This window comes from Rothia sp. HMSC065B04, assembly GCF_001812285.1.
Classification (GTDB): Bacteria; Actinomycetota; Actinomycetes; order Actinomycetales; family Micrococcaceae; genus Rothia; species Rothia mucilaginosa.
Genome location: NZ_KV808408.1, coordinates 85,324 through 107,214 on the forward strand (window position 1 = coordinate 85,324; position 21,891 = coordinate 107,214).

Consider the following 21,891-nt stretch of genomic DNA (forward strand, 5'->3'; position numbering starts at 1 on the left):
GTTCGAATGTATTCGAATCCTCTGCCTCTCTCTTCGCATGATCTACCTTGGATGCTCTAGGGAGCATCTGGCGAAGAGAGAGCGCAGGGGATGGGGTTCCGGGGTCACCCAGTGCGACCCAGCGCAGCCCGGTGCATCCGACGCTCTGACCTAACTAGGGACTAGCTACCCAATAGTTATCGCCTAACAATCACCACTCCATAGTTATCACTCAACTAGGACCTCCGAGCGGGTATCGCTCGGCATTGCTAGACCCGCGGGGCAACCCCGGGGCGAGCTGAGAGAAAGGAACCACAATGACTACTGCAGCACCTATTGCTTCTCAAGGCACTTCTGCACACCTTCCGGCAGGTTTGGTGGTACTTCACCCCGCCCGCACCGCGTCCGTCCGCACCGTGTCTGCCCGCACCGTGCAGGGGCGTTCTCGTGCGGCTCATGCACTCCGTCCCGCGCAGGTGGCTCAGCCCGCCCACGCTCCCGCTACTTCTGCCCAGGCACCTGCGCAGGTTCGCCCTGTAGTTTCTGAGGTACAGGCTGCTTCTGATGTGCAGGCACCTAGTGCGAAGAGCGTTCTTCTTGCTAAGGGCGGCGAGCTTCTGCGCGCGGTTCCCGCTTCTATTCGTCGTCTTGGCACTGTGCGCGGTTTTCTGAAGGGCCTGCCTCTGCTGACTTTGGCGGCGCTGATTGTGCTCGGCGCTATTAGCTTCTTTGGCCCGGCGGCTTCAGCCTCCGTGGAGAATGCTTCGGCGACTCGAACCGTCGTTGTGGTCAAGCACGGCGAGACCCTGTGGGATATTGCTCAGGCGGTGGATCCGCACGGTGACACCCGTGATACTGTGGTTCGTATTATGGAGTTGAACTCGTTGACCAGCACCTCTGTTGATGCCGGTCAGCGTCTGGAAATTCCTCAGACTCAGCGCTAAGCATGGACCCGCGTGTGGTTGGCTTCTGCATGAGGTTGATGTCTTGACTCCGAATCCTCTATCTCTCAAGCTAGAGCGCTTGAGTCGAATTCTTGAGCCTATGAAATAGGAGCGCACCGATGCCTGTTCCCATTGAATCCACACCCGCCGAAACTGAATCTGTACAGGAAACTGAATCTGTACAGAATGCTCAGACCGCTCGTCCTGTGGTTGCCGTTTTGGGGGAGCCCGGAACTCGTGGCGCCCTGGTGAAGCTTCTTCAGGATGCGGGGGCGGAGGTCATCGTGACCGCTGTGCCAGAGCAGCTGCGTGAGGCTGACGGCATGGTGGTTACCGGCGGTGCGAGCTCTCTTGAAGCATACGAAGACCTGAAAGCTAAGGACGCTGAGCGCGTGATTGGTCGCCGTGTTGCTGGCGGTCGTCCGGTGCTGGTTGCCGGTGCGGCACTGAGCTGCCTCTTCGATTCGGTTACGGTGGAGCATCCGCAGATGGGGCAGGTTCAGGTGCAGTGTATGGGGGAGTGGCCCGGTGAGAGCGTGGAGCTTTCTACCCGCGACTTGGTGCCCGGTGTTTCTGCCCTGCGTTCTTCCTCCGATAGTGCGCTGCTCAAGGATCTTGAGGGCGAGGCTCACTTCAAATCTGAGCACGGCGTTTTTGAGTGGGCTTTTGACCAGAGCATTGAATATATTGCCCCTCCGGCAGTGACTTGGACTGTCACCGAGCCCGCCTATATCGCGGCGGTTGAGAACGGTCCGCTGACGGCGGTGCAGTTCTGCCCGGTGGGTTCTGGTGAGCTGGGTGCAGAGTTTATGCGCCGCTGGGTCGCCTCCCTGGCGGTGACCGGTCGCCTGTCTTCTGGCGACTCCGCTACTGCTGCAGGAGGTAACTAATGTCTGCACCCGTTCTTGAACTTCTGCCCGCTGTTGATATTTCTGAAGGCTATGCGGTGCGCCCGGTGGGCGGCACCCTATCCGGTGGTGAGCAGCGCCTCGACCCGGTGGAGGCGGCTCTGACCTGGGTGAAGGCTGGTGCCCGCTGGATCCACCTGGTTGACCTTGACCTGGCGTTTGGACGCGGTACGAATACCGAGGTTCTGGCTGAGGTTGTCGCCGCCGTCCGTGCCGAGAACACCCGAATGAGCTCCACCCCGGTTCGTATTCAGGTCAGCGGTGGCGTGCGTAATGCTGAGAGCCTGGAGCGCGCCCTGAGTCTGAATCCGGACCGCGTGAACGTGACCAGTGCGGCTCTGGCGGATTCTTCCTGGCTTGAAGACACCCTGGCTCGCTACGCTGATTCTGATCTTCTTGCCCTCGGGCTCGATGCCCGCTACAACCCCGAGCGGGGTTGGGTGACGGTGGCTCGCGGTACCGACTGGTCGGGCCCTGACCTGGCGGAGGCGCTGGCTTGGCTGGAGGGCGCGGGCGTGCGCCGCTATATCGTTACGGATGTGAGCAAGGACGGTTCTCTGGCGGGTCCCGGTGCGGAGCTGCTGGATGAGGTGCTTGCCCAGAGCGCCTGTCGGGTGGTGGCGTCCGGTGGTGTGGCATCGCTGGCTGATCTTGAGAAGCTGCGTTCCATGGTGCCTTATGGGCTGGAGGGCGTGGTGCTTGGTAAGGCACTGTACGTGGGCAACTTTAGTTTTGAGCAGGCTCTTGAGGCTGCCGGCTCCCGCTCCCGCTAAATTTGGTTCCTGCTAAAGCTGCCGGCTTGCTCTAGCCCGCATATCTAGCCCGGGTAGATTCCTTGTCCGCACAGGCTTATATACGACGAAGCCCCGTCTTCCTCATCGTGAGGGAGACGGGGCTTCGCTGTGAATAGACCGGGTACGGTTTAGTACACCGGGCCGGTGAGCTTTTCGCCGGGGCCCTTGCCGGGCTCGTCCGGGAAGGGGGATGCTTCGCGGAATGCGAGCTGCAGGGTGCGCAGGCCGTCGCGCAGGGGCGCTGCGTGCTGGGAGCCGATTTCGGGTGCTGCGGCGGTGACGAGGCCTGCCAGCGCGGTGATGAGCTTGCGTGCTTCGTCGAGGTCCTTGAGGTCGTCGGCGTTTTCGTCGGCTGCGAGGCCGCACTTGACGGCTGCGGCGCTCATCATGTGGATGGCTGCGGAGCTGATGATTTCGATGGCGGGTACGTCTGCGATGTCGCGCAGCTGTTCGTTGACGGCTTCGACCTGCTCTTCGGTGAGTTCGGTGTGGCCGTGTACGGGGGTTTCTTCTTCCGCGGTGAAGCGGAAACTCGTGTTTTCAGTGCTCATAGTCCTAGAATCTCATATTTCGTTTGTTTCGGTAAATGCGTCCTTAAGAGTGGGCGTCTCCGTGGACTTTCCGCGTGAATGACCGCAATTTTTATGGTGTTTTACGTCTAATTCCTTGCGCCTGTAGGGGGTTCTGCGGTATGGTTGTAGGCAGTTTGCAAGTGGAGCATGCCTCCCACCCGGTTGACCGCCGCAGACGTTAGTTTGCGAGTTTTAAGGTGAACGGGTTCGTCCGCCGCTTTCGGCGTACGCTGGTTTGTGCCTCCGCTTGTGTAACTGCGGGGGCTTTTTTAGTGCCCGCAACGGATAGTATTCACGGGGAAACCCACAGAGCACAGGAGCTAGTCATTAGCGAACCACGCATTAACGATCGTATCCGCGTTCCCGAGGTCCGTCTTGTCGGTCCCGGTGGCGAGCAGGTAGGCGTTGTCCCTCTGAAGGACGCTCTGCGTCTGGCTGAGGACGCCGAACTCGACCTGGTCGAGGTTGCCCCGAACGCGAAGCCGCCCGTGTGCAAGCTCATGGATTACGGTAAGTACAAGTACGAAGCCGCGATCAAGGCTCGTGAATCCCGCAAGAAGCAGGCTAATGCCGTTCTGAAGGAGATCCGTTTCCGCCTGAAGATTGATACCCACGACTACGAAACCAAGGTTGGACACGCTCGTCGTTTCCTTTCCGGTGGTGACAAGGTCAAGGCAATGATTCAGTTCCGTGGTCGTGAGCAGCAGCGCCCCGAGATGGGTGTGCGTCTGCTGGAGCGTCTGGCGGCTGAGCTGGCTGAGGTGAGTACCGTTGAGTCTCGCCCCCGTCAGGATGGCCGCAACATGGTGATGGTTCTGGCTCCGCTTCGCGGTAAGGCAGAGGCTCGCCGTGAGCAGGGCGCCGGCGGTCGCAAGGGTCGCGAGCGTATTGACACGACCAAGGCGAAGCCCGTAACTAATTCTTTGGCAGACGCTATGCCTGCCGAGTTGAAGGCACAGGCTTCCGCCGAGTAGGGAACCGGGTCGTCACTTTAGGATGGGCACGCGCCTCCACCGTTGGGTGGGTGTTGCGGGTTCACCCGGTGCCGGTTCCGAGGCACCTCGTTGGGGGTGCCTCACCTTTGGTCCTTGGGGCTGATGCGTGTATCGCTCAACCCCACTAAGCTCCCCCGCCGTTGTGGCGGGGGATGAATGTAAGGAGAACGGCAGCTATGCCGAAGCAGAAGACCCACTCTGGTGCTAAGAAGCGCTTCAAGCTCACCGGTAGCGGCAAGGTTAAGCGCCAGCAGGCGAACCGTCGCCACTACCTGGAGCACAAGTCCTCTCGTCTGACCCGTCGTCTGGCTTCTGACCAGATCGTTACCGGCGGCCAGGCAAAGGTTGTCAAGAAGATGCTGGGTAAGTAAGCAACGCTTACTCTCTGCACCTGGCGCACCGATAGTGGTGCGCACTGATTAAAGACTCGCTCCTGTTCAGCGTGATATGTGAGCTGTTCAGGACATAAGACGAAGGAGACACACGTGGCACGTGTGAAGCGCGCGGTTAACGCGCACAAGAAGCGCCGTACTATTCTCGATCGTGCATCCGGCTACCGCGGTCAGCGTTCTCGCCTGTACCGTAAGGCTAAGGAGCAGGTCACTCACTCGCTGGTTTACAGCTACGACCACCGTCGTAAGAAGAAGGGTGACTTCCGTCGCCTGTGGATTCAGCGTATTAACGCTGCTTCCCGCGCACAGGGCCTGACCTACAACCGCTTCATCCAGGGCCTGAAGGCTGCTGGTGTTGAGGTTGACCGCCGTATGCTGGCTGAGCTGGCTGTTAACGAGCCCGCTGCTTTCAACGCACTGGTTGAGATTGCTAAGAACAACCTGCCCGAGGACACCTCGGCTCCCAAGGCTTAATGAGCCTAGGTTGTGTTCTTACCTCGAAAATCTAGGTTCGGGGTAGGATGCTTAAGCGTCGTGAGCGGCCGTCTGCACTTTTGAGTGTGGGCGGCCGCTTTCTGCGTATCTGGGGGGCGCTGGTGACTGTTCTGCGTTTTTGGGTGTGCCTTTGCCTGTACCCTTTAAGAGTGAACTTTTTTGAACGTATTAGTACCCCCGTTGTGATGTCCAATCCGCAGGCAGATCGTGTACGCGATATTGCGAAGCTACGTACCCGCGCTGCCCGCACGAAGAAGGGCCAGTTCCTGGTGGAAGGCCCGCAGGCTGTGCGTGAGGCGTTGAAGGCGCATCTGAAGAAGCCGATTCTGGACGCTGTGTATGTCACGGAGACGGCTTTTGACCGTCATGAGGATATTGCTGAGCTGCTGGAGCAGGTGTACGGCACTCCCACCCCGGAGGAGGGGCGCCGCGTCTTTATGCGTGTGGTGACCGATGAGGTGCTGGAGGCGATGGCTGATTCGGTGAGCCCGCAGGGTATTATTGCGGTTTCCTTTATGGTGGATGCGTCGTTCTCGCTGCTGTGGGGTGAGGGCGCGTTGAACCCGAAGCTGATTGCTGTGCTGTCTCGTGTGCAGGATCCGGGTAATGCGGGCACTATTCTTCGCGTGGCTGATGCGGCCGGTGCTGACTTGGTGATTACGACTAGGGGTTCGGTGGATTTGTATAACCCGAAGACGGTGCGTTCTACCGCGGGTTCGCTGTTCCATGTGCCGATTATTCAGGGCGTGCAGCTGGAGGATTTCGCGGAGGATGTGAAGTCTCAGGGTACTGCTGTGCTGGCTGCTGACGGCTATGGTGCGGTGAATCTGCAGGAGCTGAGTGAGTACACTGCGGCTCGTCGTGCCGGTGTGGAGGCGAGTGCCCCGTCCGGTGTGAAGGGTAATTTTGATCTTTCTAAGCCGACCATGTGGCTTTTCGGTAATGAGGCGCAGGGCTTGAACGCTGAAGAGAAGGCTACCGCCACGATGCGCGTGGCTGTTCCTGTTTATGGTTCGGCTGAGTCTTTGAATGTGGGTACGGCTGCTGCTGTGTGCCTGTATGCTTCGGCGATGGCTCAGCGCGGCGTTTCTCGCTAGATTTTTCTAGGTTTTGGGCGGTTCGCGGCTGTGGCATAGCGGCGGGCCGCCTTAGCCTCATAGGTTTTAGAGTTTTAGTTTAGGGCTGAGAAAGGGAAAATATGTCTGCTCCTTCTGGTCATTCGGGTTCGGGCGCGATTATTGCCGCGCTGGGTGCGAATCTGGGTATTGCGGTGCTGAAGTTTTTGGCTTTTGCGCTGACTCGTTCTTCGTCGATGTTGGCGGAGGCTATTCACTCGGTGGCTGACTCGGGTAATCAGCTTTTGCTTCTTCTGGGCGGTCGCGCTTCGCAGAAGCAGGCTGATGAGGAGCACCCGTTTGGTTATGGCCGTAACCGCTATATTTACGCGTTTATTGTTTCGATTATTATCTTTGCCCTGGGTGGCTTGTTCGCTCTGTATGAGGGTTATGAGAAGCTGCATGACCCGCACGGTATTACTGAGTGGCAGTGGGTTCCGGTGGCTGTTCTGGTGGGTTCGATTCTGCTGGAGGGTAATTCGTTCCGCGTGGCGGTGAAGGAGTCGCGTGATCTGAAGGGCAAGCAGAGCTGGATGCGTTTCTTGCGTACTTCGAAGAACCCGGAGCTTCCGGTGCTTCTGCTGGAGGATGCGGGTGCGCTGCTGGGTCTGATTTTTGCGCTCTTTGGTGTGGGTCTGACTCTGTTGACCGGTAATGGTCTGTGGGATGCGTTCGGTACCCTGGCTATTGGTGTGCTGCTGGTCTTTATTGCTGTGTTCCTTGCGGTGGAGATGAAGTCCCTGATTTTGGGTGAGGCTGCTTCTCCGGAGGATTTGGCGAAGATTCGTGCGGCGATTGAGGATGGCGATAGCGAGCGCATTATCCACATTAAGACCGTGCACTTGGGTCCTGAGGAGATTCTGGTGGCGGCAAAGATTCGTATTCATGATGCTGACACCGGTCGTGCGGTAGCTGATGAGATTGACGCTGCTGAGGTGCGTATTCGTGAGGCTGTTCCTGCGGCGCGCATCATTTATTTGGAGCCGGATATTTTCCGGGCTTAGTTCTAGGAGATTTTTGTTATGACCGTTGAGATGATCGTTGATGGTTTGCTAAAGATTTTCATTGGCCTGATCATTCTTTTGGTGTACCTGCGTCTGACTCACCGTTCTCAGGCGGGGCACCAGACCCCGATTGATACCATCGGTAACTTTGTCATCGGTGGTGTGTTCGGTGGCGTGTTGTACAGCAAGCAGATTAGCCTGTTCTACTTTGTCATCTACATGGTGTTTACGCTGTGCATGATTCAGCTGCTGAACGTGGCGACCACGAAGATTCGTTTTCTGCATATGGCGGTGCGTGAGCAGCGCGTGCCGGTCATTACGGATGGTGATATCGATATTAAGAGCTTCCAGCAGGCAGATGTGGTTCTTGATCCGATGCGCCTGATTGCTGACCTTCGTGCGCAGGGTATTTACGACCTGGAAGACATTGAGTTCGCTCAGATTGAACCGAACGGTGTGCTGAGTGTGATTCGTAAGGGTGACGGTGTGCCGAACTTTGCTCTGATTGTGAAGGGTAGCTTGGTCACTCGCGATATCGCGGATGCGCACAAGACCGAGGATTGGGTGTACCTGCAGTTGCGTGCGGCTGAGGTCGAACTTGAGGATGTCTTCCTCATGGAGTTCAAGAACGGTAACCGCCTGCTCATTCTGCTCAATGACGGCACTACTATTCGCCGTGAGGTGGCAGAAGCCTCGAATATGAATGATAAGGAAGAAGAGTGGCAGGAAGGCGTGGAGGAAGCTCCTGAGCCGGAGGATACTGAGGATGCTAAGAAGGAAGTAGCGGAGCACGCTGCTGAGGATGCGCATCCGACGAAGGATTCTAAAGCGTAGAAGAAGGTAGAGAAAGATGAGTGAAGTGTCGCCCTCGTTTGAGGTTCAGGTGGTTGGCGCCGCCGTGGTTGATTCTTTGGAGGCTCCGACCCGTATGCTGGTGGCTCAGCGTTCTGAGCCGCAGACTGTTGCCGGCATGTGGGAGTTCCCGGGCGGTAAGGTCGAGCCGGGGGAGAGCTGCGAGCAGGCGCTGGTGCGTGAGCTGAAGGAGGAGCTGGGCGTGCAGGCGCGTTTGGGTGCTGAGGTGCCCGGCGCGTACCCGCAGGGCTGGCGTCTGAGCGAGCGTCTGGCGATGCGCGTGTTCTTTGCGGAGATTCTTTCGGGTACTCCGGATACTTTGGAAGATCACAGCGCGCTGCGGTGGATGTCGTTGCCGAAGTCTAAGGATGACGCGCAGGCGTACGATGATTTGCTGGGTTTGCCGTGGATTCCGGCGGATTTGCCGATTGTTTCGGCTCTTCTGCAGCAGCTGCAGGATACAGGTACTGGCGAGGCGTAATCCTAGTGCTGTGGCGCTAAGACTCTGTGTTGGCTCGTTGCGAGGCTAAGTCACCGTTATGTGACAAACTCGCGGCGGTAGTGTGATAAATTTTCTACATCTTTTTTGACGCTGTTTGAAGGCGGGATTCCCTATGAGGAGTCCCGCCTTTATTCATATTTTGAGGGTGATTTATGCGCCAGGTGATTCTGACTTGTGTATTTGTGGGGGTGGGGATTTTGTCACATATGGGTTCGACACGGATACATACTTTGGAAACCAATCGGTAGGCGGGTAGTATTGAGGGAGAAATCACATACGTATTGGGAGACAATGATGACTGCTCAACCCCCGTTTGATCCGGGTGCCTACCGCTCCGACGCGGTTCCCTCGGACACTCAAGCTATTTATATTCAGGAAGGCGGCGCTGAGCCGCGCGGAATTCTGTTCCACTCGCCGACCAAGCACCCGAAGATTCTGCGTCTGCAGGAGATTATGATTGTCTCCGCGCTGCTCTGCTTTATCCACGGTGTTATTTCCTCGTTCGCACCGGGTAACCTGTCCCCGCTGAAGGGTCTGCCGGAGGTCGGTGCTGCAGATGGTATCGGTCTGCTGGTTGTTTCTGCGGTTGTGTACATCTGGGTCTACTTCACGATTCAGAAGGGCAAGCGTCTGGGCCTGACTGTCGGTCTGATTTTTGCAATTCTGGGTGCGTTCGTGGCGATTCTGTCTCTGATTGGTAATGTCATTGACGCTCAGCGCTACGGCTTCGTGCCCCTGTACGCGGCATGGTTCATTGCGAACGTGCTGTGGATTCGTGCTTCTTTCGACCCGGCTGTGAAGCAGGCTCTGAAGTAGAAGTACCCTCTTCAACGTTGTTGTTGAGGCTATATACCTAAGAACGCCCGGATGGACTATCCGGGCGTTCTGCTGTTTGCGCTTCGTTCTCTGGTCTAAAATGGATAGGATATGCGCCCGTCGCCAACCCTGCTCCGCACCCTGTGCGGGTAGCCGGGGGAGAGCAGATGGTGCTGCCTAAGGTGTATAACGAGCCAGCCGGCATAGTGCCGGTGGTATGCAGAGAAGAGTGACAATGACCGATTCCGTGCAGGAACACGAGGGTCTTAACGGCCCGGCTCAGGTTCTCGCCCGCATTGCGCAGGTTCTGGAGGAGAACCCCGAGAACGGTTTGGACGCTATCCGTGAGGCTTTTGAGGCTGAGCGTGAGCGCGCCAAGCAGGAGATTCGCGAGAAGGCTAAGGACTTTGACAGCCTCAAGGAGGTGCGCCTGAGCTTCTTCGGTGAGAAGGGCATCATGAGCATCGCTAACCGCCAGATGCGTGATCTTCAGAACCAGCACAAGGGCCCGGTGGGTAAGCTGATGGGTCAGGCTCGTGCGGCTCTGACTGAGGCTATTGAGGCTCGTACCGCTGAGCTGGAGGCTGAGCGTGAGGCTCGCATCCTGGCTGAGGAGGCTGTGGATGTTTCGGCTGCGTCGCCTCGCCGTTCTCTGGGCGGTCGCCACCCGATTGCTCTGATGCAGGAGCGCCTGACCGACATTTTCGTTGGTATGGGTTGGGAAGTTGCTGACGGCCCGGAGCTGGAGTCTGAGTGGTACAACTTTGACGCTCTGAACATTAAGCCGGATCACCCGGCACGCGAAATGCAGGACACTTTCTACGTTGAACCGAAGAACGCTCACCTGCTGCTGCGCACCCACACTTCGCCGGTGCAGATGCGCTCGCTGCTTTCTCGCGAGTTGCCGCTGTACATTGTGTGCCCGGGTCAGGTGTACCGCACCGATGAGCTGGACGCGACCCATACTCCGGTCTTCCACCAGATTGAGGGTCTTGCCGTGGATAAGGGCCTGACCATGGCTGATCTGAAGGGCACCCTGGAGTACATGGCACGCGCCATGTTCGGTGAGGACGCTAAGATTCGCCTGCGCCCGAACTTCTTCCCGTTCACTGAGCCTTCCGCTGAGCTGGATTTGTGGCACCCGAACGCTAAGGGCGGCCCGCAGTGGATTGAGTGGGGCGGTTGCGGCATGGTGAACCCCAACGTTTTGCGTGCTGCGGGTATTGATCCTGAGGAGTACTCGGGCTTCGCTTTCGGTATGGGTATTGAACGTACCCTCATGTTCCGTAACAACGTCGCTGACATGCATGACATGGTTGAAGGCGACATCCGTTTCTCTGAGCAGTTCGGGATGGAGATCTAAATTATGCGTGTACCCCTGTCATGGCTGCGCGAGTTCGTGCCTGTAGCTGAGGATGCTTCGGCTGAAGATTTGATGGCAACCCTGGTGAAGGTTGGCCTGGAAGAAGAAGACGTTCACCGCCCCTCTGATGAGCTGTCCGGACCAATTGTGGTTGGCCAGGTGCTCTCTATGGAGCCGGAGACTCACTCTAACGGCAAGACCGTGAACTGGTGCCAGGTGCGTGTGGTTCCGGAGGGCCAGGAGCAGACTCTGACCGGTAAGGGCATTGAGCCTTCCGGCGTTCAGGGCATTATTTGTGGTGCCCACAATTTCAAGCCCGGCGACAAGGTTGTTGTGACCCTGCCCGGCGCTGTTCTGCCCGGTGGTTTCGCGATTACTGCCCGTAAGACTTACGGTCACAAGTCGGCTGGCATGATTGCCTCTACCCGTGAGCTGGGTATTGGCGATGATCACGGCGGCATTCTGGTGCTTTCGACTCTGGGCCTGGACCCGGAGGTCGGCACCGACGCGATGGAGCTGCTGGGTCTGTACGATCAGGCTGCTGAGGTGAACGTGACTCCGGACCGCGGTTACGCGTTCTCTCTGCGCGGTATCGCTCGCGAGTGGTGCCACGCTACCGGTTCTTCCTTTGAGGATTTTGTGCTGGCGTACGGCGAGCGCGCCCCGGAGGCGAACGAGTCCGGTCACCCGGTTTCTCTGCGTGATGACGCCCCGATTCACGGTAACCCGGGCTGCACTCGTTTCGTGATGCGTGAGGTTTCGGGCGTGAAGGCGGATGCGCCGGTTCCGACCTGGATGTCTTCGCGTCTGCGTCTGGCGGGTGTGCGCTCGCTGTCGCTGCCGGTGGATATTTCGAACTACGTGATGCTGGAGACCGGCCAGCCGCTGCACTTCTATGACGCTGACAAGGTTCAGGGCGAGATTGTGGTGCGCCGCGCCGCTGCTGGTGAGAAGCTGGTGACCCTGGATGGTGTGGAGCGTACTCTGCACCCCGAGGACATCGTTATCGCTGATGATTCGGGCGTGATTGGTCTTGCCGGTGTGATGGGCGGCGCCTCCACTGAGGTGACCGATTCGACCACCCGCATTCTGGTTGAGGCTGCTCGTTTTGACGAGGTGTCGGTGGCTCGTACTGCTCGCCGTCACAAGCTGATTTCTGAGGCGTCGAAGCGTTTCGAGCGTGGCGTGGATCCGCAGATTCAGGCTGCGGCTGCTCAGCGTGCGGTTGAGCTGCTGGTTGAGCTGGCTGGCGCTCAGGTTGAGCCGGGCGTGACCGATGTGTCCCTCGGCTATGAGCCGGTCGTGATTGACCTGCCCGCTGATTACACTGCCGGTCGTATCGGCGTGGATTACTCGCCGGAGCAGATTGAGTCTTGCCTGCGTGAGATTGGTTGCTCGGTGGAGCGTACCGAGTCCGGTTACGCTGTGACTGTCCCGTCGTGGCGTACCGACCTGCGCGCGAAGGAAGACCTGACCGAGGAAATCGCACGTATTGACGGTTACGAGAACATCCCCTCGACTCTGCCGGTGGCTCCTGCGGGTCGCGGTTACACTCCGGAGCAGGCGGGTAAGCGTCGTGCGCTGAACGCGCTGGCGGCTTCGGGCCTGACTGAGGTTTTCGCGTACCCCTTCGTGTCGGCTGATGCGAACAACCTGTGGTCGGCTCCGTGGGTGAGCACCCCTGAGAACCCGGTGACTGAGGTTCCTTCGGTTCGCCTGGAGAACCCGATTTCTTCGGCTGAGGGCTGGATGCGCCGCTCGCTGCTGCCGGGCCTGGTTGAGGTTCTGAAGCGTAACCTGTCTCGCGGTTTCAAGAACCTGGCTATTTTTGAGGCGGGTCACGTGTTCATCCCGGGTGAGCAGCTGGGTTCGGAGTCTATTCCGCCGCTGGGTGCTCGTCCTTCGGATGAGGTTCTGGCTGATTTGAATGCCGGTATTCCGCATCAGCCCACTTTCATTGCTGGCCTGTTTGCAGGTACTGAGCATGAGGTGATGCCCGGCGCTACTCCGCGCGCTTACGATTGGCGTGACGCCCTGGACGCTGTGCGTCTGGTCGCTGACGCTGTTTCGGCTGAGATTCAGATGCGTAACGGTGTGCATACTGCATTCCACCCGGGCCGTGTGGCTGAGGTTCTGAACGCTGCCGGTGAGCGTGTTGGTTTCGCTGGTGAGCTGCACCCGAAGCTTCTGCAGGAGCTGAACCTGCCTGAGCGTACTTGCGCGTTTGAGCTGGATTTCTCGGCGCTGTTTGCTGGTCGTGTTGAGGCGCGTCAGGCTACTCCGGTGCTGACTTTCCCGGCTGCTACTCAGGACGTGGCGCTTCTGGTGGACCGCGATCTGCCTGCTTCTGAGGTGGAGCGTGTTCTGCGTGAGGGCGCTGGCGAGCTGCTGGAGGACATCCGCGTCTTTGATGATTACCGCGGTGTCGGTATTGATGAGTCGAAGAAGTCTTTGGCGTTTGCTCTGCGTTTCCGCGCGCCGGATCGTACGCTGACTGCTGATGAGGCATCGGCTGCTCGTGAGGCTGCTGTGGCTGCGACTGTTGAGCAGCTGGGTGCGGAACCGCGTGTCTAACCGGGTCTAACCCTATGGCGTAGTGCCTAGTGCTGACGGGGTGGGAGTCGCTGGCTCCCACCCCGTAGCTTTTGGCGTTGCATCGTGGGTTTACCTGTTTAGTGTGTTCATGAAGCGCTGATAAGCGCTTTCCTTGGTGAACTCATGTGGTTATGGGTACCCTAGAAGATAGATGAAGTGAGGGAGAGAGTAATGGCTAATCGAGAGAACTCGCGCGAGCAGGACGAGCTGTCGCAGTCTGCTGAGATCGAAGAAACCTATTTCGAGGATTCTCAGTACGATGACTCTGAGTATGAAGACCATGAATATGAGGAGTACGAGGATTACGAGGATTACGACGATGAGGAAGAGAACTCCTCCCTATTCGCAATGAGTGAGGAAGAGCTGGATGACCGCCCGGGTGTGAACTGGTTGTCGGTTCTTTCTGCTGCAGTTGCGGTTATTCTTTCCATTGTTTTGGCTGTTGTGGGTGTCCGCGCGTTTGCGTCGGTCAATAATAACGCCGAGTATGCCGGTAAGAGCTGGGTTATTCAGGGTACTTACCAGGATTTGACTCCTGACCTAATTACGAAGGGTAATGTGGCTCGTTATAAGGGCAACCTGCCGGCTGATGACGCTCTGAACGGTAAGACGTACGTGTCGAACCTGAAGGATAAGTACCAGGTGACTTCGGGTGCTTCGATTGAGTTCCGTGGTTCGCAGACTGGTGATGTTCCTTCTGAGTTCCCGCGTGAGGTGGACGGCCTGCTGGTGGAGAAGAACGGCAGCCTTGAGGTTGTCTACACCGCTGAGAAGGGCACGTTGAAGCCTGTGACTGAGGCAAGCGTGAACGCTGAGCGTTTTGCCGGTATCGCAAGTATTGTTGGTGCGGTGCTGGTGCTTTTGCTGGGTCTTGGTTTTGCTGTGTGGCTGAACCGCCGTTCGCGCGATGTTGAGTATGAGGACTTGGATGGTCTGGTGGAGGATGAGCGCTAGGCGTTCTGAGTCCTGAGGATTCACCTCGAAGTTTTGCTGAAGGAGCCTGTTTCTGGCGCACGTGGTGTTGCTGGAGGCGGGCTCCTTTTTCGCGCTCGCCTGCCGGAGGCTTCTTGCTCGGTTCGGCGCGCCAGCCCAGAATGTTCTTGCACACTATGCATTCATTGCGAGGTTATGCGCCCGAATGTGTAGATACACGCTGTTTTCGTGGTGGCGTGTGTGACAGCTGATGAGATAAACCCTGAAAATTCCCCCATATCTTGGAATAATCCATATTTGGTGCGCATATTTATGTGCATATGTATTATCTTGGGTAGTGAAGAATGTTGCGCTGCGCCACCGTTGGGCAGCTCCGTTCTGAATTCGTGATTGGCACCGTAGGAAGAAGAGATATTATGCCTTTCCCCTCGACCAAGATCGCGCGTCAGGCACGCATCGTTGAATTGCTGCAGACCCGACGTGTCCGCTCCCAGGCTGAACTGGCGCAGTACCTGACCGATGATGGTATGAAGGTTACTCAAGCGACCCTTTCCCGTGATCTTGTTGAAATTGGCGCTGAGCGCATCCGTGATGAAGGCGCCGGCTTGATTTATGCTGTGCCGAATTACCCTGCTCGTCGTGGCGGCGGCACTGCACCTGACGCCCGTATGATTTCCCTGTTCAAGGAGCTGCTGATTACCGCTGAGGGTTCGGCGAATATTACGGTTCTGCGTACTCCTCCGGGTGCTGCGCAGTTCTTGGCTTCGTCGATTGACCAGGGCGGTCTTGAGGCGATTATGGGCACTATCGCCGGTGACGATACGGTCATTGTTGTGACTCGTGACCCCAATGGTGGGGCTGCGCTGGCGGAGAGCTTCTTGGATTGGTCTGCTGCTCAGTAGTAGCTGGGGCGTATCTTGTGCTGTTCCTCTGATGTGTCGGGGGAGCGGCTGAAGGTACGCCCTTCTGCTGTCTTCGGGCTCTTTTCCGGGCTTCTATCTTGGCTTCTTCTTTTCTAGATATACCGATTTTTCTGTGGTGAGAGTTTTTATCATGTCTGAAATGCACGATTCAGCGAACAATATTGCCTATCTTTTAGCGGAGGCGGCATCGTCTGCCGGGGCTAAGGCTGCTTTGGCGATTCCTGCTTCCGAATCTGCTGATATGCAGCTGGTGAGCTACGCGCAGTTGGCGTCTGCCGCCTCGCAGGTTCAGCGTCATCTGGAGGCGCTCGGTGTTGAGCGTGGTGACCGTGTGGCGTTGTCTATGCCGAATGTGGCGTTGATGCCGGCGTTGTATTACGGCATTGTGGCTGCGGGTGCTATTTGTGTTCCGTTGAATCCGCTGTTGTCGGGTGCTGAGCTGGAGTATCATCTGCGCGATAGCGGGGCGAAGGTGCTTTTTGCTTTTGCGGGTACTCGTCTGGCGTCGGAGGCACTCTCGACGGTGCCGGTGAAGAACGGTTCGGTTCGTTGCGAGATTTTCACCGGGGGAGAGGGTTCACCGGTGGCTCCTTTTGATGCGCCTGCCGATAGTGCGCTGTCGGATGCTGTTCCGTCAGCTGCTGTTCTGGAGCCTGTCCCGGTGGCGGCGAGTGATCCGGCGATTATTCTCTACACTTCGGGTACGACGGGCAAGCCGAAGGGCGCGACTCTGACTCACGCGAATATCCTCTCGAATGCTCGTAGCTGCGTGAGCGTTTTTGGTTTCACCGCTGATGATGTCATTTTTGGTGGTCTTCCGCTGTTCCATGCGTTTGGTCAGACGGTGTCGATGAACGCGGCGTTTGCGGCGTCGGCTACGGTGGCTTTGCTGCCGCGTTTTACCCCTGATGGCGCGCTGAATCTGATGGAGCGTGCCGTGGTGTCGGTGTTGGCCGCGGTCCCGAGCATGTATGTGTCGTTGGCGGCGGCGCTGGAGGCTGAGCCTGAGCGTGCGCGCTCGCTGCGTGGTCGCATCCGGTTCGGCATTTCGGGTGGTTCGCCGCTGCCTGCGCCGGTGCATTCTGCGTTGAAAACGCTGATTGAGTGCCCGGTGTATGAGGGCTACGGTTTGAGCGAGACGTCGCCGGTGGTTTCGTTTAATCAGGCGGAGTTCGGCATGGTGCTCGGTTCGGTGGGTCGTGTGCTGCCGGGCGTGCAGGTGCAGGTCCGTTGCCCGCAGGGTTCCGAGTGCGCGCCGGGTGTGAGCGGTCAGCTGTGGGTACGCGGCGAGAACGTGATGGCTGGCTACTGGAATAATCCTGCGGCTACTGCTGAGGTTTTTGACGGCGAGTGGTTTGCGACCGGCGACGTTGCTCGTGTTGATGAGCAGGGCAATATTTTTATTGTGGACCGTATTAAGGACATGGTTCTGCGTAACGGCTATTCGGTGTATCCGCGTGAGATTGAGGATATTCTCTATACCCATGAGCAGGTGCAGTCGGTAGCTGTGTTGGGCGTGCCGGATGAGCGTGTGGGCGAGGAGGTTGTCGCCGTGGTCAAGCCGCGTCCGGGTGCTGATGAGGGTGTGCTGCAGGCGGAGTTGAATGCGTTGGCGCGCACTCGTTTGGCGGCGTATAAGTATCCTCGCCGCTACGTGATGGTGGAGAGCATGCCGCTGGGGCCGACCGGCAAGATTCTTAAGCGTGACTTGCGGGTTGTGATTCAGCGGGGCTAATCCCGGCAGATGGTTCTTATCTCTCATCTGAGGACAAGAGCGGGTGAAGAGGGTAGAATTTTGTAGGCGGCTTCTACCGCGTTATTGTTCCCGGGCGTTTTTTCCGGGGCTATCCCCTTCACGAAAGAGAGAGCATGAGCGTTCCCGCTTCTGAGGCTTCGCGAACCCCTATTGAGCAGTTGATTCCGACTGCTTGCGCTACGATTCCGAATTACCCGCACGAGGGTATCCTCTTTTACGATGTGACCACTCTCTTCGCTAATGCTGAGGTGTTCAAGGCGTGCATTGATGAGCTGGCTACTCGTTTTGAGGGTCAGTTTGATGTGGTGGCTGGTGTTGAGGCTCGCGGTTTCTTGCTGGCTTCTGCGCTCGCGTACGCTACCGGCACCGGCATTATGACGGTTCGTAAGGCGGGTAAGCTTCCGCGTGAGACGTACCGTGAGGAGTATGCGTTGGAGTACGGTAGCGCGGCGATTGAGATTCACTGTAATGATTTCGCGCCGGGCACTCGTGTTCTTCTGCTGGATGATCTGCTGGCAACTGGCGGTACCCTGGTTGCCGCCGCGAAGCTGGTGGAGCGCGCGAACCTGAAGGTTGCCGGCGTTGGTGCTCTTCTGGAGCTGGAGGGTCTGGGCGGTCGTGAGGCGCTGGACGGTTACCGTCTTGAGACGCTGAGCTTGGTGTCTGAGTACCCGCTGCCGTCGAAGTAGTTTTATAGAGTTTGAGGCTTACCGCCCTTTGGGTGTGTAGCTGATAGTGATGAGGGGTGCCCTGCCGGTTGAGCCGGTGGGGCACTTTTCTGTGGGGGTAATATTTCTACCCTTCGGAGCCTGTCCTGTAAAATAGTGACCCGTATTTTTGGGTGCCTGTCGCGCCCTGTCTTTGAGACACCATAGGTTTAAGGAGCTTACGTGTCATCTGAATCTTTACCCCAGCAGTCTGCTGATTCTTCGGCGGCTGAGAAGCTGTTTGCTGAGCAGATGGCTGCGGAACGTGAGTATGTTGCTCGCGTGTATGCTCGCCTGGATGAGCTCCGTGAGGAGACGGCTGAGAAGCTGGCTGCTGTGCGTAAGAATCAGGCGGTGGGCGGTCATCAGAACCGTTCGGAGCGTGACTCTTTTGCTACTCACTATGAGGATCGTTTGGCGCAGCTGAATGCTGTGGATTCTCGTCTGACGTTTGGTCGTTTGGATATGGACCGTGAGGGCGCTGATGCGGTGCGTTATATCGGTCGTATTGGTATTACGGATAGCAATCAGCAGCGTCTGCTGATGGACTGGCGTGCCCCGGAGGCGGGTACGTTCTATCAGGCGACTGCGTTCCAGCCGATGGGTGTGCGCCGCCGCCGTCACCTGATGCTTGAGGGCCGTACTGTCGTCAATATTGAGGATGAGGTCTTCGATTCGGAGATGCTGCAGGATGAGGATTCCCTTCACGGTGAGGGTGCTCTGCTGGCGGCGTTGAATAAGAAGCGTACCGGCCGCATGGGCGATATTGTGGCGACGATTCAGGCTGAGCAGGATGCGATTATCCGCTCGGAGCTGCCGGGTGTGCGCGTGGTGCAGGGTGGTCCCGGTACCGGTAAGACCGCTGTGGCGCTGCATCGTGCGGCGTATCTGCTGTACACGAACCGTGAGCGCCTGTCGAAGGCTGGCGTGCTGGTGGTTGGTCCGTCGAATTCGTTCATGTGGTACATCGAGCGTGTGCTTCCGTCGCTGGGCGAGACCGGCGTGGTGATGTCTTCGTTGGCGACCCTGTACCCGGGTCTGCGTGCTGTGCCTGAGAAGGACCGCGCGGTTGCCGCGTTGAAGGGCGATTTGCGCATGGTGAAGGTTATTAAACGTGCGGTGGCGGATCGTCAGAAGGTGCCGGCTCAGGTTCAGCGTCTGAATGTTGAGGGTACTGATGTTGAGCTGACTCCGGAGATGGTTCGTTCGGCTCGTTCTCGTGCTCGTTCGACGGGCAAGCCGCATAATGAGGCTCGTGAGACGTTCGTGAAGATTCTGTTGAAGGAGCTGACCGCGAAGCTGGATGATCAGCTGAACCGTGCGGCGGGTCGTGTGGTGGAGCGTCCGTATCTGCAAGATGATGTGCGTGCTTCGATGGATGTGCGCCGTGCCTTGAACCTGGCGTGGATGCCGCTGTCGCCGGAGACTCTGTTGCGCTCGCTGTTTTCGAAGCCGCACTATCTGGAGTCTGCGACTCGTGAGTTGTCGAAGGCTGAGCGTGAGCTGCTGGCTCGCCCGGCGGATGCCCCCTTCACGGAGGCTGATGTTCCTCTGCTGGATGAGGCTGCTGAGCTTTTGGGTGATTTTTCGAAGGTGACCGGTGCGGCTGCTGCGGCTCGTGCTGCGGCGGAGCATCGTGCGAACCTTGAGAATGCGGCGAAGGCTTTGGAGAATGTTCACCAGTCGCTGGAGGATATTGGCGCTGATGGCGTGATTACTCCTGAGCAGATTGCGATGATGAATGAGGTTCGTGGCGAGCGTATGACTGCTGCGGCTGCGGCGTCTGCTGATCGTACGTGGGCGTATGGCCATATTGTGGTGGATGAGGCCCAGGAGCTCTCGCCCATGCAGTGGCGTTTGCTGATGCGTCGTTGCCCGATGAAGTCGTTTACGATTGTGGGCGATATTGCACAGGCCTCTTCTGCTGCGGCTGCTTCGTCGTGGTCGCAGGCGTTGGAGCCGTTTGTGGGTGAGCGTTTCACTCTGGAGGAGCTGACGATTAATTACCGTACTCCGGCTCAGATTGCTGAGGCAGCGGTATCGGTTGCTCAGGCTGCTGGTTATGAGGTGTCTGCACCTCGTGCGGTGCGTGAGGGCCAGTGGCCTCCGCTGGTTCATGAGGTTGCCGCCGAGTCTGTTGTGGAGCAGACCGTGTCCGTGGTCAGCGAGGAAGTCGCTCATTCGGGCGGCGCTCTGATTGGTGTGGTGTGCCCGCCGAGCCTGTATGTTCAGACGGCTCAGGCCGTGGCTCGTGCTCATGCTGATCGTACGGGTACCGCGCAGACTGCGTTGGAGAATCAGGTGCTGGTTCTGACTCCGTGGGAGGCGAAGGGCCTTGAGTTTGATGTTGTGGTGATTGTTGAGCCGCAGCAGCTGATCGATGATGCTGGTGGTGCTGTGGGTGACTTGTACGTGTCGATGACTCGTCCGACTCAGCGCCTGCACATGGTGGGTTCGCGGATGCCCGCGGGTCTGTAGCTCTGTAGTACCTTTCTTGTTATTTCTTTGAGCCGGTGCCGCACCGGTTTGGGCGCTCGCCTGGGTTTTTCTGAGCGTTTGTGCCGGTGCGGTGCTAGGCTTGTTACATATTTTGTTCGAGCGCCTTCGGGCGTTGTTACCTTGTGAATGGGAGAAGCATGTCTGCCGAGATCCTCAACGCGCAGCATAATGACGATACCTTCGAGAATATTTGGCAGGAGCTGAAGTGGCGCGGCCTGGTGCACGTGAGCACTGATGAGGCTGCTCTGGAGAAGGCGCTGAGCGAGGAGAGCCTGACTTTCTATACGGGTTATGATCCGACTGCGGCTTCTTTGCACCTGGGTCACCTGGTGCAGCTGCTGGTGATGCGTCGTCTGCAGCTGGCCGGTCACAAGCCGCTGGGTCTGGTGGGTGGTTTCACCGGTTTGATTGGTGATCCGCGTCAGACGTCTGAGCGTGTGCTGAACTCTCCTGAGGTTGTTGCTGAGTGGGTTAAGTCTCTGCGTGCTCAGATTGAGCGTTTCCTCTCTTTCGAGGGTGAGAATGCAGCCCGCATGGTGAATAACTTGGACTGGAGCGGTCAGATGTCTGCTCTGCAGCTGCTACGCGATGTTGGTAAGCACTTCCGCGTGGGCACCATGGTGAAGAAGGAGATTGTTGCGAAGCGCCTGAACTCTGATGAGGGCATTTCGTACACCGAGTTTTCGTATCAGATTCTGCAGGGCTTGGACTTCTTGGAGCTGAACCGTCGTTTCGGTTGTACTCTGCAGACCGGTGGTTCTGATCAGTGGGGTAACCTGACCAGCGGTACCGAGCTGATTCGTAAGGTGGAGGGTAAGAGCGTTCACGCTATTGGTACCCCGCTGATTACTAACTCTGATGGCACTAAGTTCGGTAAGAGCGAGGGTAACGCTATTTGGCTGAACCCGCAGATGTGCTCGCCGTACGCTTTCTACCAGTTCTGGCTGAACACTGCGGATGCGGATGTGCTGGATCGCCTGAAGGTGTTCACTTTCTTGACTCGTGCTGAGATTGCTGAGTTTGCGGAGAAGGTTGAGAAGGAGCCGTTTAAGCGTGAGGCTCAGAAGACTCTGGCGTACCTGGTGACTTCGCTGGTTCACGGTACTGAGGCTACTGATCAGGCTGTGGCTGCTTCGGAGGCTTTGTTTGGTAAGGGCGATTTCGCTGCTCTGGATGAGGCTACCTTGGAGTCTGTGGTTGCTGAGCTTCCTTCGGCTAAGCTGTCCGAGGACCGTCTGGACATGATTTCTGTTCTGACTGAGCTGGGCTTTGCGAAGTCTAACTCTGAGGCTCGTCGCATTCTGAAGGAGGGCGGCGCTTCGGTGAACGGCGTGAAGGTTCAGGGCGAGGACGCAGCTATTTCTAAGGATGATCTGCTGCACGGTCGTTTTGCGATGGTTCGCCGTGGCAAGAAGAACCAGGGCGCTGTAGAGCTTGTTTAGTCTTTTCTGACTTTCTCTATACATATAGAGGGGGAGGGGATCTTCTCTGCTGAGTGTTCGGTACTGAATGTTCGGTGGGGGAGTGCCCCTCCTTTTCTGTTCCCTATATACATTCCCTATATACACAGAGCCCCTCCGTCAGGAGGGGCTCTTCTTGTATCGCTCTGCTGCCCTCTGGCTCTGGGGTTTCTTGGTTTGTCTTTGTTGGCGAGGGCTTTGGGCGCCTTTCGACCCTGTTTTGGGGCTCCCGAAAGGGGAATTCGCAGATTTTTAAGGTTTTTTGGAAGTTTTTTAAAGATTTTTTA

Annotated in this window: 20 protein-coding genes; 19 read left to right on the plus strand and 1 reads right to left on the minus strand. The window is 57.6% G+C overall.

The window, feature by feature from the left end:
• Positions 1-296 precede the first annotated feature (296 nt).
• From HMPREF2845_RS09105 to HMPREF2845_RS03790, 3 genes are all read left to right on the plus strand, one after another.
• Positions 297-923, plus strand: a complete 627-nt coding sequence (locus HMPREF2845_RS09105; RefSeq protein WP_083308729.1) for a LysM peptidoglycan-binding domain-containing protein — start codon at positions 297-299, stop codon at positions 921-923.
• Positions 924-1,042: 119 nt separating this feature from the next.
• Positions 1,043-1,813: a type 1 glutamine amidotransferase family protein gene (locus tag HMPREF2845_RS03785; protein ID WP_083308730.1), complete on the plus strand. Its 771-nt coding sequence runs from the start codon at positions 1,043-1,045 to the stop codon at positions 1,811-1,813.
• Positions 1,813-2,604, plus strand: a complete 792-nt coding sequence (locus tag HMPREF2845_RS03790; RefSeq protein WP_070633934.1) for a HisA/HisF-related TIM barrel protein — start codon at positions 1,813-1,815, stop codon at positions 2,602-2,604. The genes HMPREF2845_RS03785 and HMPREF2845_RS03790 overlap by 1 nt, the downstream gene beginning before the upstream one ends.
• A 149-nt stretch (positions 2,605-2,753) precedes the next feature.
• Here HMPREF2845_RS03790 and HMPREF2845_RS03795 read toward each other — a convergent pair whose 3' ends face one another.
• Complete coding sequence (locus tag HMPREF2845_RS03795) at positions 2,754-3,176, minus strand: DUF1844 domain-containing protein (protein ID WP_012903892.1); 423 nt, start codon at positions 3,174-3,176, stop codon at positions 2,754-2,756.
• Positions 3,177-3,469: 293 nt separating this feature from the next.
• Between HMPREF2845_RS03795 and infC the strand changes: the two genes are divergently transcribed.
• The 16 genes from infC to tyrS all read left to right on the plus strand — a co-directional run bounded on the left by infC (position 3,470) and on the right by tyrS (position 21,586).
• Positions 3,470-4,171, plus strand: a complete 702-nt coding sequence (infC, locus tag HMPREF2845_RS03800) for a translation initiation factor IF-3 (protein WP_005507875.1) — start codon at positions 3,470-3,472, stop codon at positions 4,169-4,171.
• 197 nt (positions 4,172-4,368) lie between these two features.
• On the plus strand, positions 4,369-4,563 hold the full coding sequence (rpmI, locus tag HMPREF2845_RS03805; RefSeq protein ID WP_004006287.1) for a 50S ribosomal protein L35: 195 nt from the start codon (positions 4,369-4,371) through the stop codon (positions 4,561-4,563).
• 114 nt (positions 4,564-4,677) lie between these two features.
• Positions 4,678-5,058 carry a 50S ribosomal protein L20 gene (rplT, locus tag HMPREF2845_RS03810; RefSeq protein WP_005507127.1) on the plus strand — a complete coding sequence of 127 codons (381 nt, stop codon included), beginning with the start codon at positions 4,678-4,680 and terminating at the stop codon, positions 5,056-5,058.
• A gap of 206 nt (positions 5,059-5,264) precedes the next feature.
• Positions 5,265-6,176: a TrmH family RNA methyltransferase gene (locus HMPREF2845_RS03815; protein WP_246824615.1), complete on the plus strand. Its 912-nt coding sequence runs from the start codon at positions 5,265-5,267 to the stop codon at positions 6,174-6,176.
• A gap of 101 nt (positions 6,177-6,277) precedes the next feature.
• Positions 6,278-7,198 (plus strand): cation diffusion facilitator family transporter, encoded by a 921-nt coding sequence (locus HMPREF2845_RS03820; protein WP_005507873.1) that lies wholly within the window; start codon positions 6,278-6,280, stop codon positions 7,196-7,198.
• Positions 7,199-7,216: 18 nt separating this feature from the next.
• Positions 7,217-8,032 carry a DUF421 domain-containing protein gene (locus HMPREF2845_RS03825; RefSeq protein ID WP_070633935.1) on the plus strand — a complete coding sequence of 272 codons (816 nt, stop codon included), beginning with the start codon at positions 7,217-7,219 and terminating at the stop codon, positions 8,030-8,032.
• A 16-nt stretch (positions 8,033-8,048) separates the two neighbouring features.
• A complete protein-coding gene (locus tag HMPREF2845_RS03830; RefSeq protein ID WP_049350159.1) occupies positions 8,049-8,531 on the plus strand; it encodes a (deoxy)nucleoside triphosphate pyrophosphohydrolase in 483 nt (160 codons plus the stop codon).
• Between the two features lie 315 nt (positions 8,532-8,846).
• Positions 8,847-9,368, plus strand: a complete 522-nt coding sequence (locus HMPREF2845_RS03835) for a hypothetical protein (RefSeq protein WP_049345343.1) — start codon at positions 8,847-8,849, stop codon at positions 9,366-9,368.
• Between the two features lie 235 nt (positions 9,369-9,603).
• Positions 9,604-10,731, plus strand: a complete 1,128-nt coding sequence (gene pheS / locus HMPREF2845_RS03840; RefSeq protein WP_005507134.1) for a phenylalanine--tRNA ligase subunit alpha — start codon at positions 9,604-9,606, stop codon at positions 10,729-10,731.
• 3 nt (positions 10,732-10,734) lie between these two features.
• On the plus strand, positions 10,735-13,305 hold the full coding sequence (gene pheT / locus HMPREF2845_RS03845) for a phenylalanine--tRNA ligase subunit beta (protein ID WP_070633936.1): 2,571 nt from the start codon (positions 10,735-10,737) through the stop codon (positions 13,303-13,305).
• A gap of 192 nt (positions 13,306-13,497) precedes the next feature.
• Positions 13,498-14,280 carry a hypothetical protein gene (locus tag HMPREF2845_RS03850; RefSeq protein ID WP_070633937.1) on the plus strand — a complete coding sequence of 261 codons (783 nt, stop codon included), beginning with the start codon at positions 13,498-13,500 and terminating at the stop codon, positions 14,278-14,280.
• 395 nt (positions 14,281-14,675) lie between these two features.
• The gene (locus HMPREF2845_RS03855) at positions 14,676-15,161 is read left to right on the plus strand and encodes an arginine repressor (RefSeq protein ID WP_044150633.1); all 486 of its coding nucleotides are present in this window, start codon (positions 14,676-14,678) and stop codon (positions 15,159-15,161) included.
• 151 nt (positions 15,162-15,312) lie between these two features.
• Positions 15,313-16,917, plus strand: a complete 1,605-nt coding sequence (locus tag HMPREF2845_RS03860; protein WP_070633938.1) for an AMP-binding protein — start codon at positions 15,313-15,315, stop codon at positions 16,915-16,917.
• A gap of 134 nt (positions 16,918-17,051) precedes the next feature.
• Positions 17,052-17,627, plus strand: a complete 576-nt coding sequence (locus HMPREF2845_RS03865) for an adenine phosphoribosyltransferase (RefSeq protein WP_049350164.1) — start codon at positions 17,052-17,054, stop codon at positions 17,625-17,627.
• Between the two features lie 201 nt (positions 17,628-17,828).
• Entirely contained in the window at positions 17,829-20,123 is a 2,295-nt protein-coding gene (locus HMPREF2845_RS03870) for a HelD family protein (protein WP_070633939.1), read from the plus strand.
• Positions 20,124-20,281: 158 nt separating this feature from the next.
• A complete protein-coding gene (gene tyrS / locus HMPREF2845_RS03875) occupies positions 20,282-21,586 on the plus strand; it encodes a tyrosine--tRNA ligase (RefSeq protein ID WP_005507143.1) in 1,305 nt (434 codons plus the stop codon).
• The last annotated feature ends 305 nt before the right edge of the window (positions 21,587-21,891 follow it).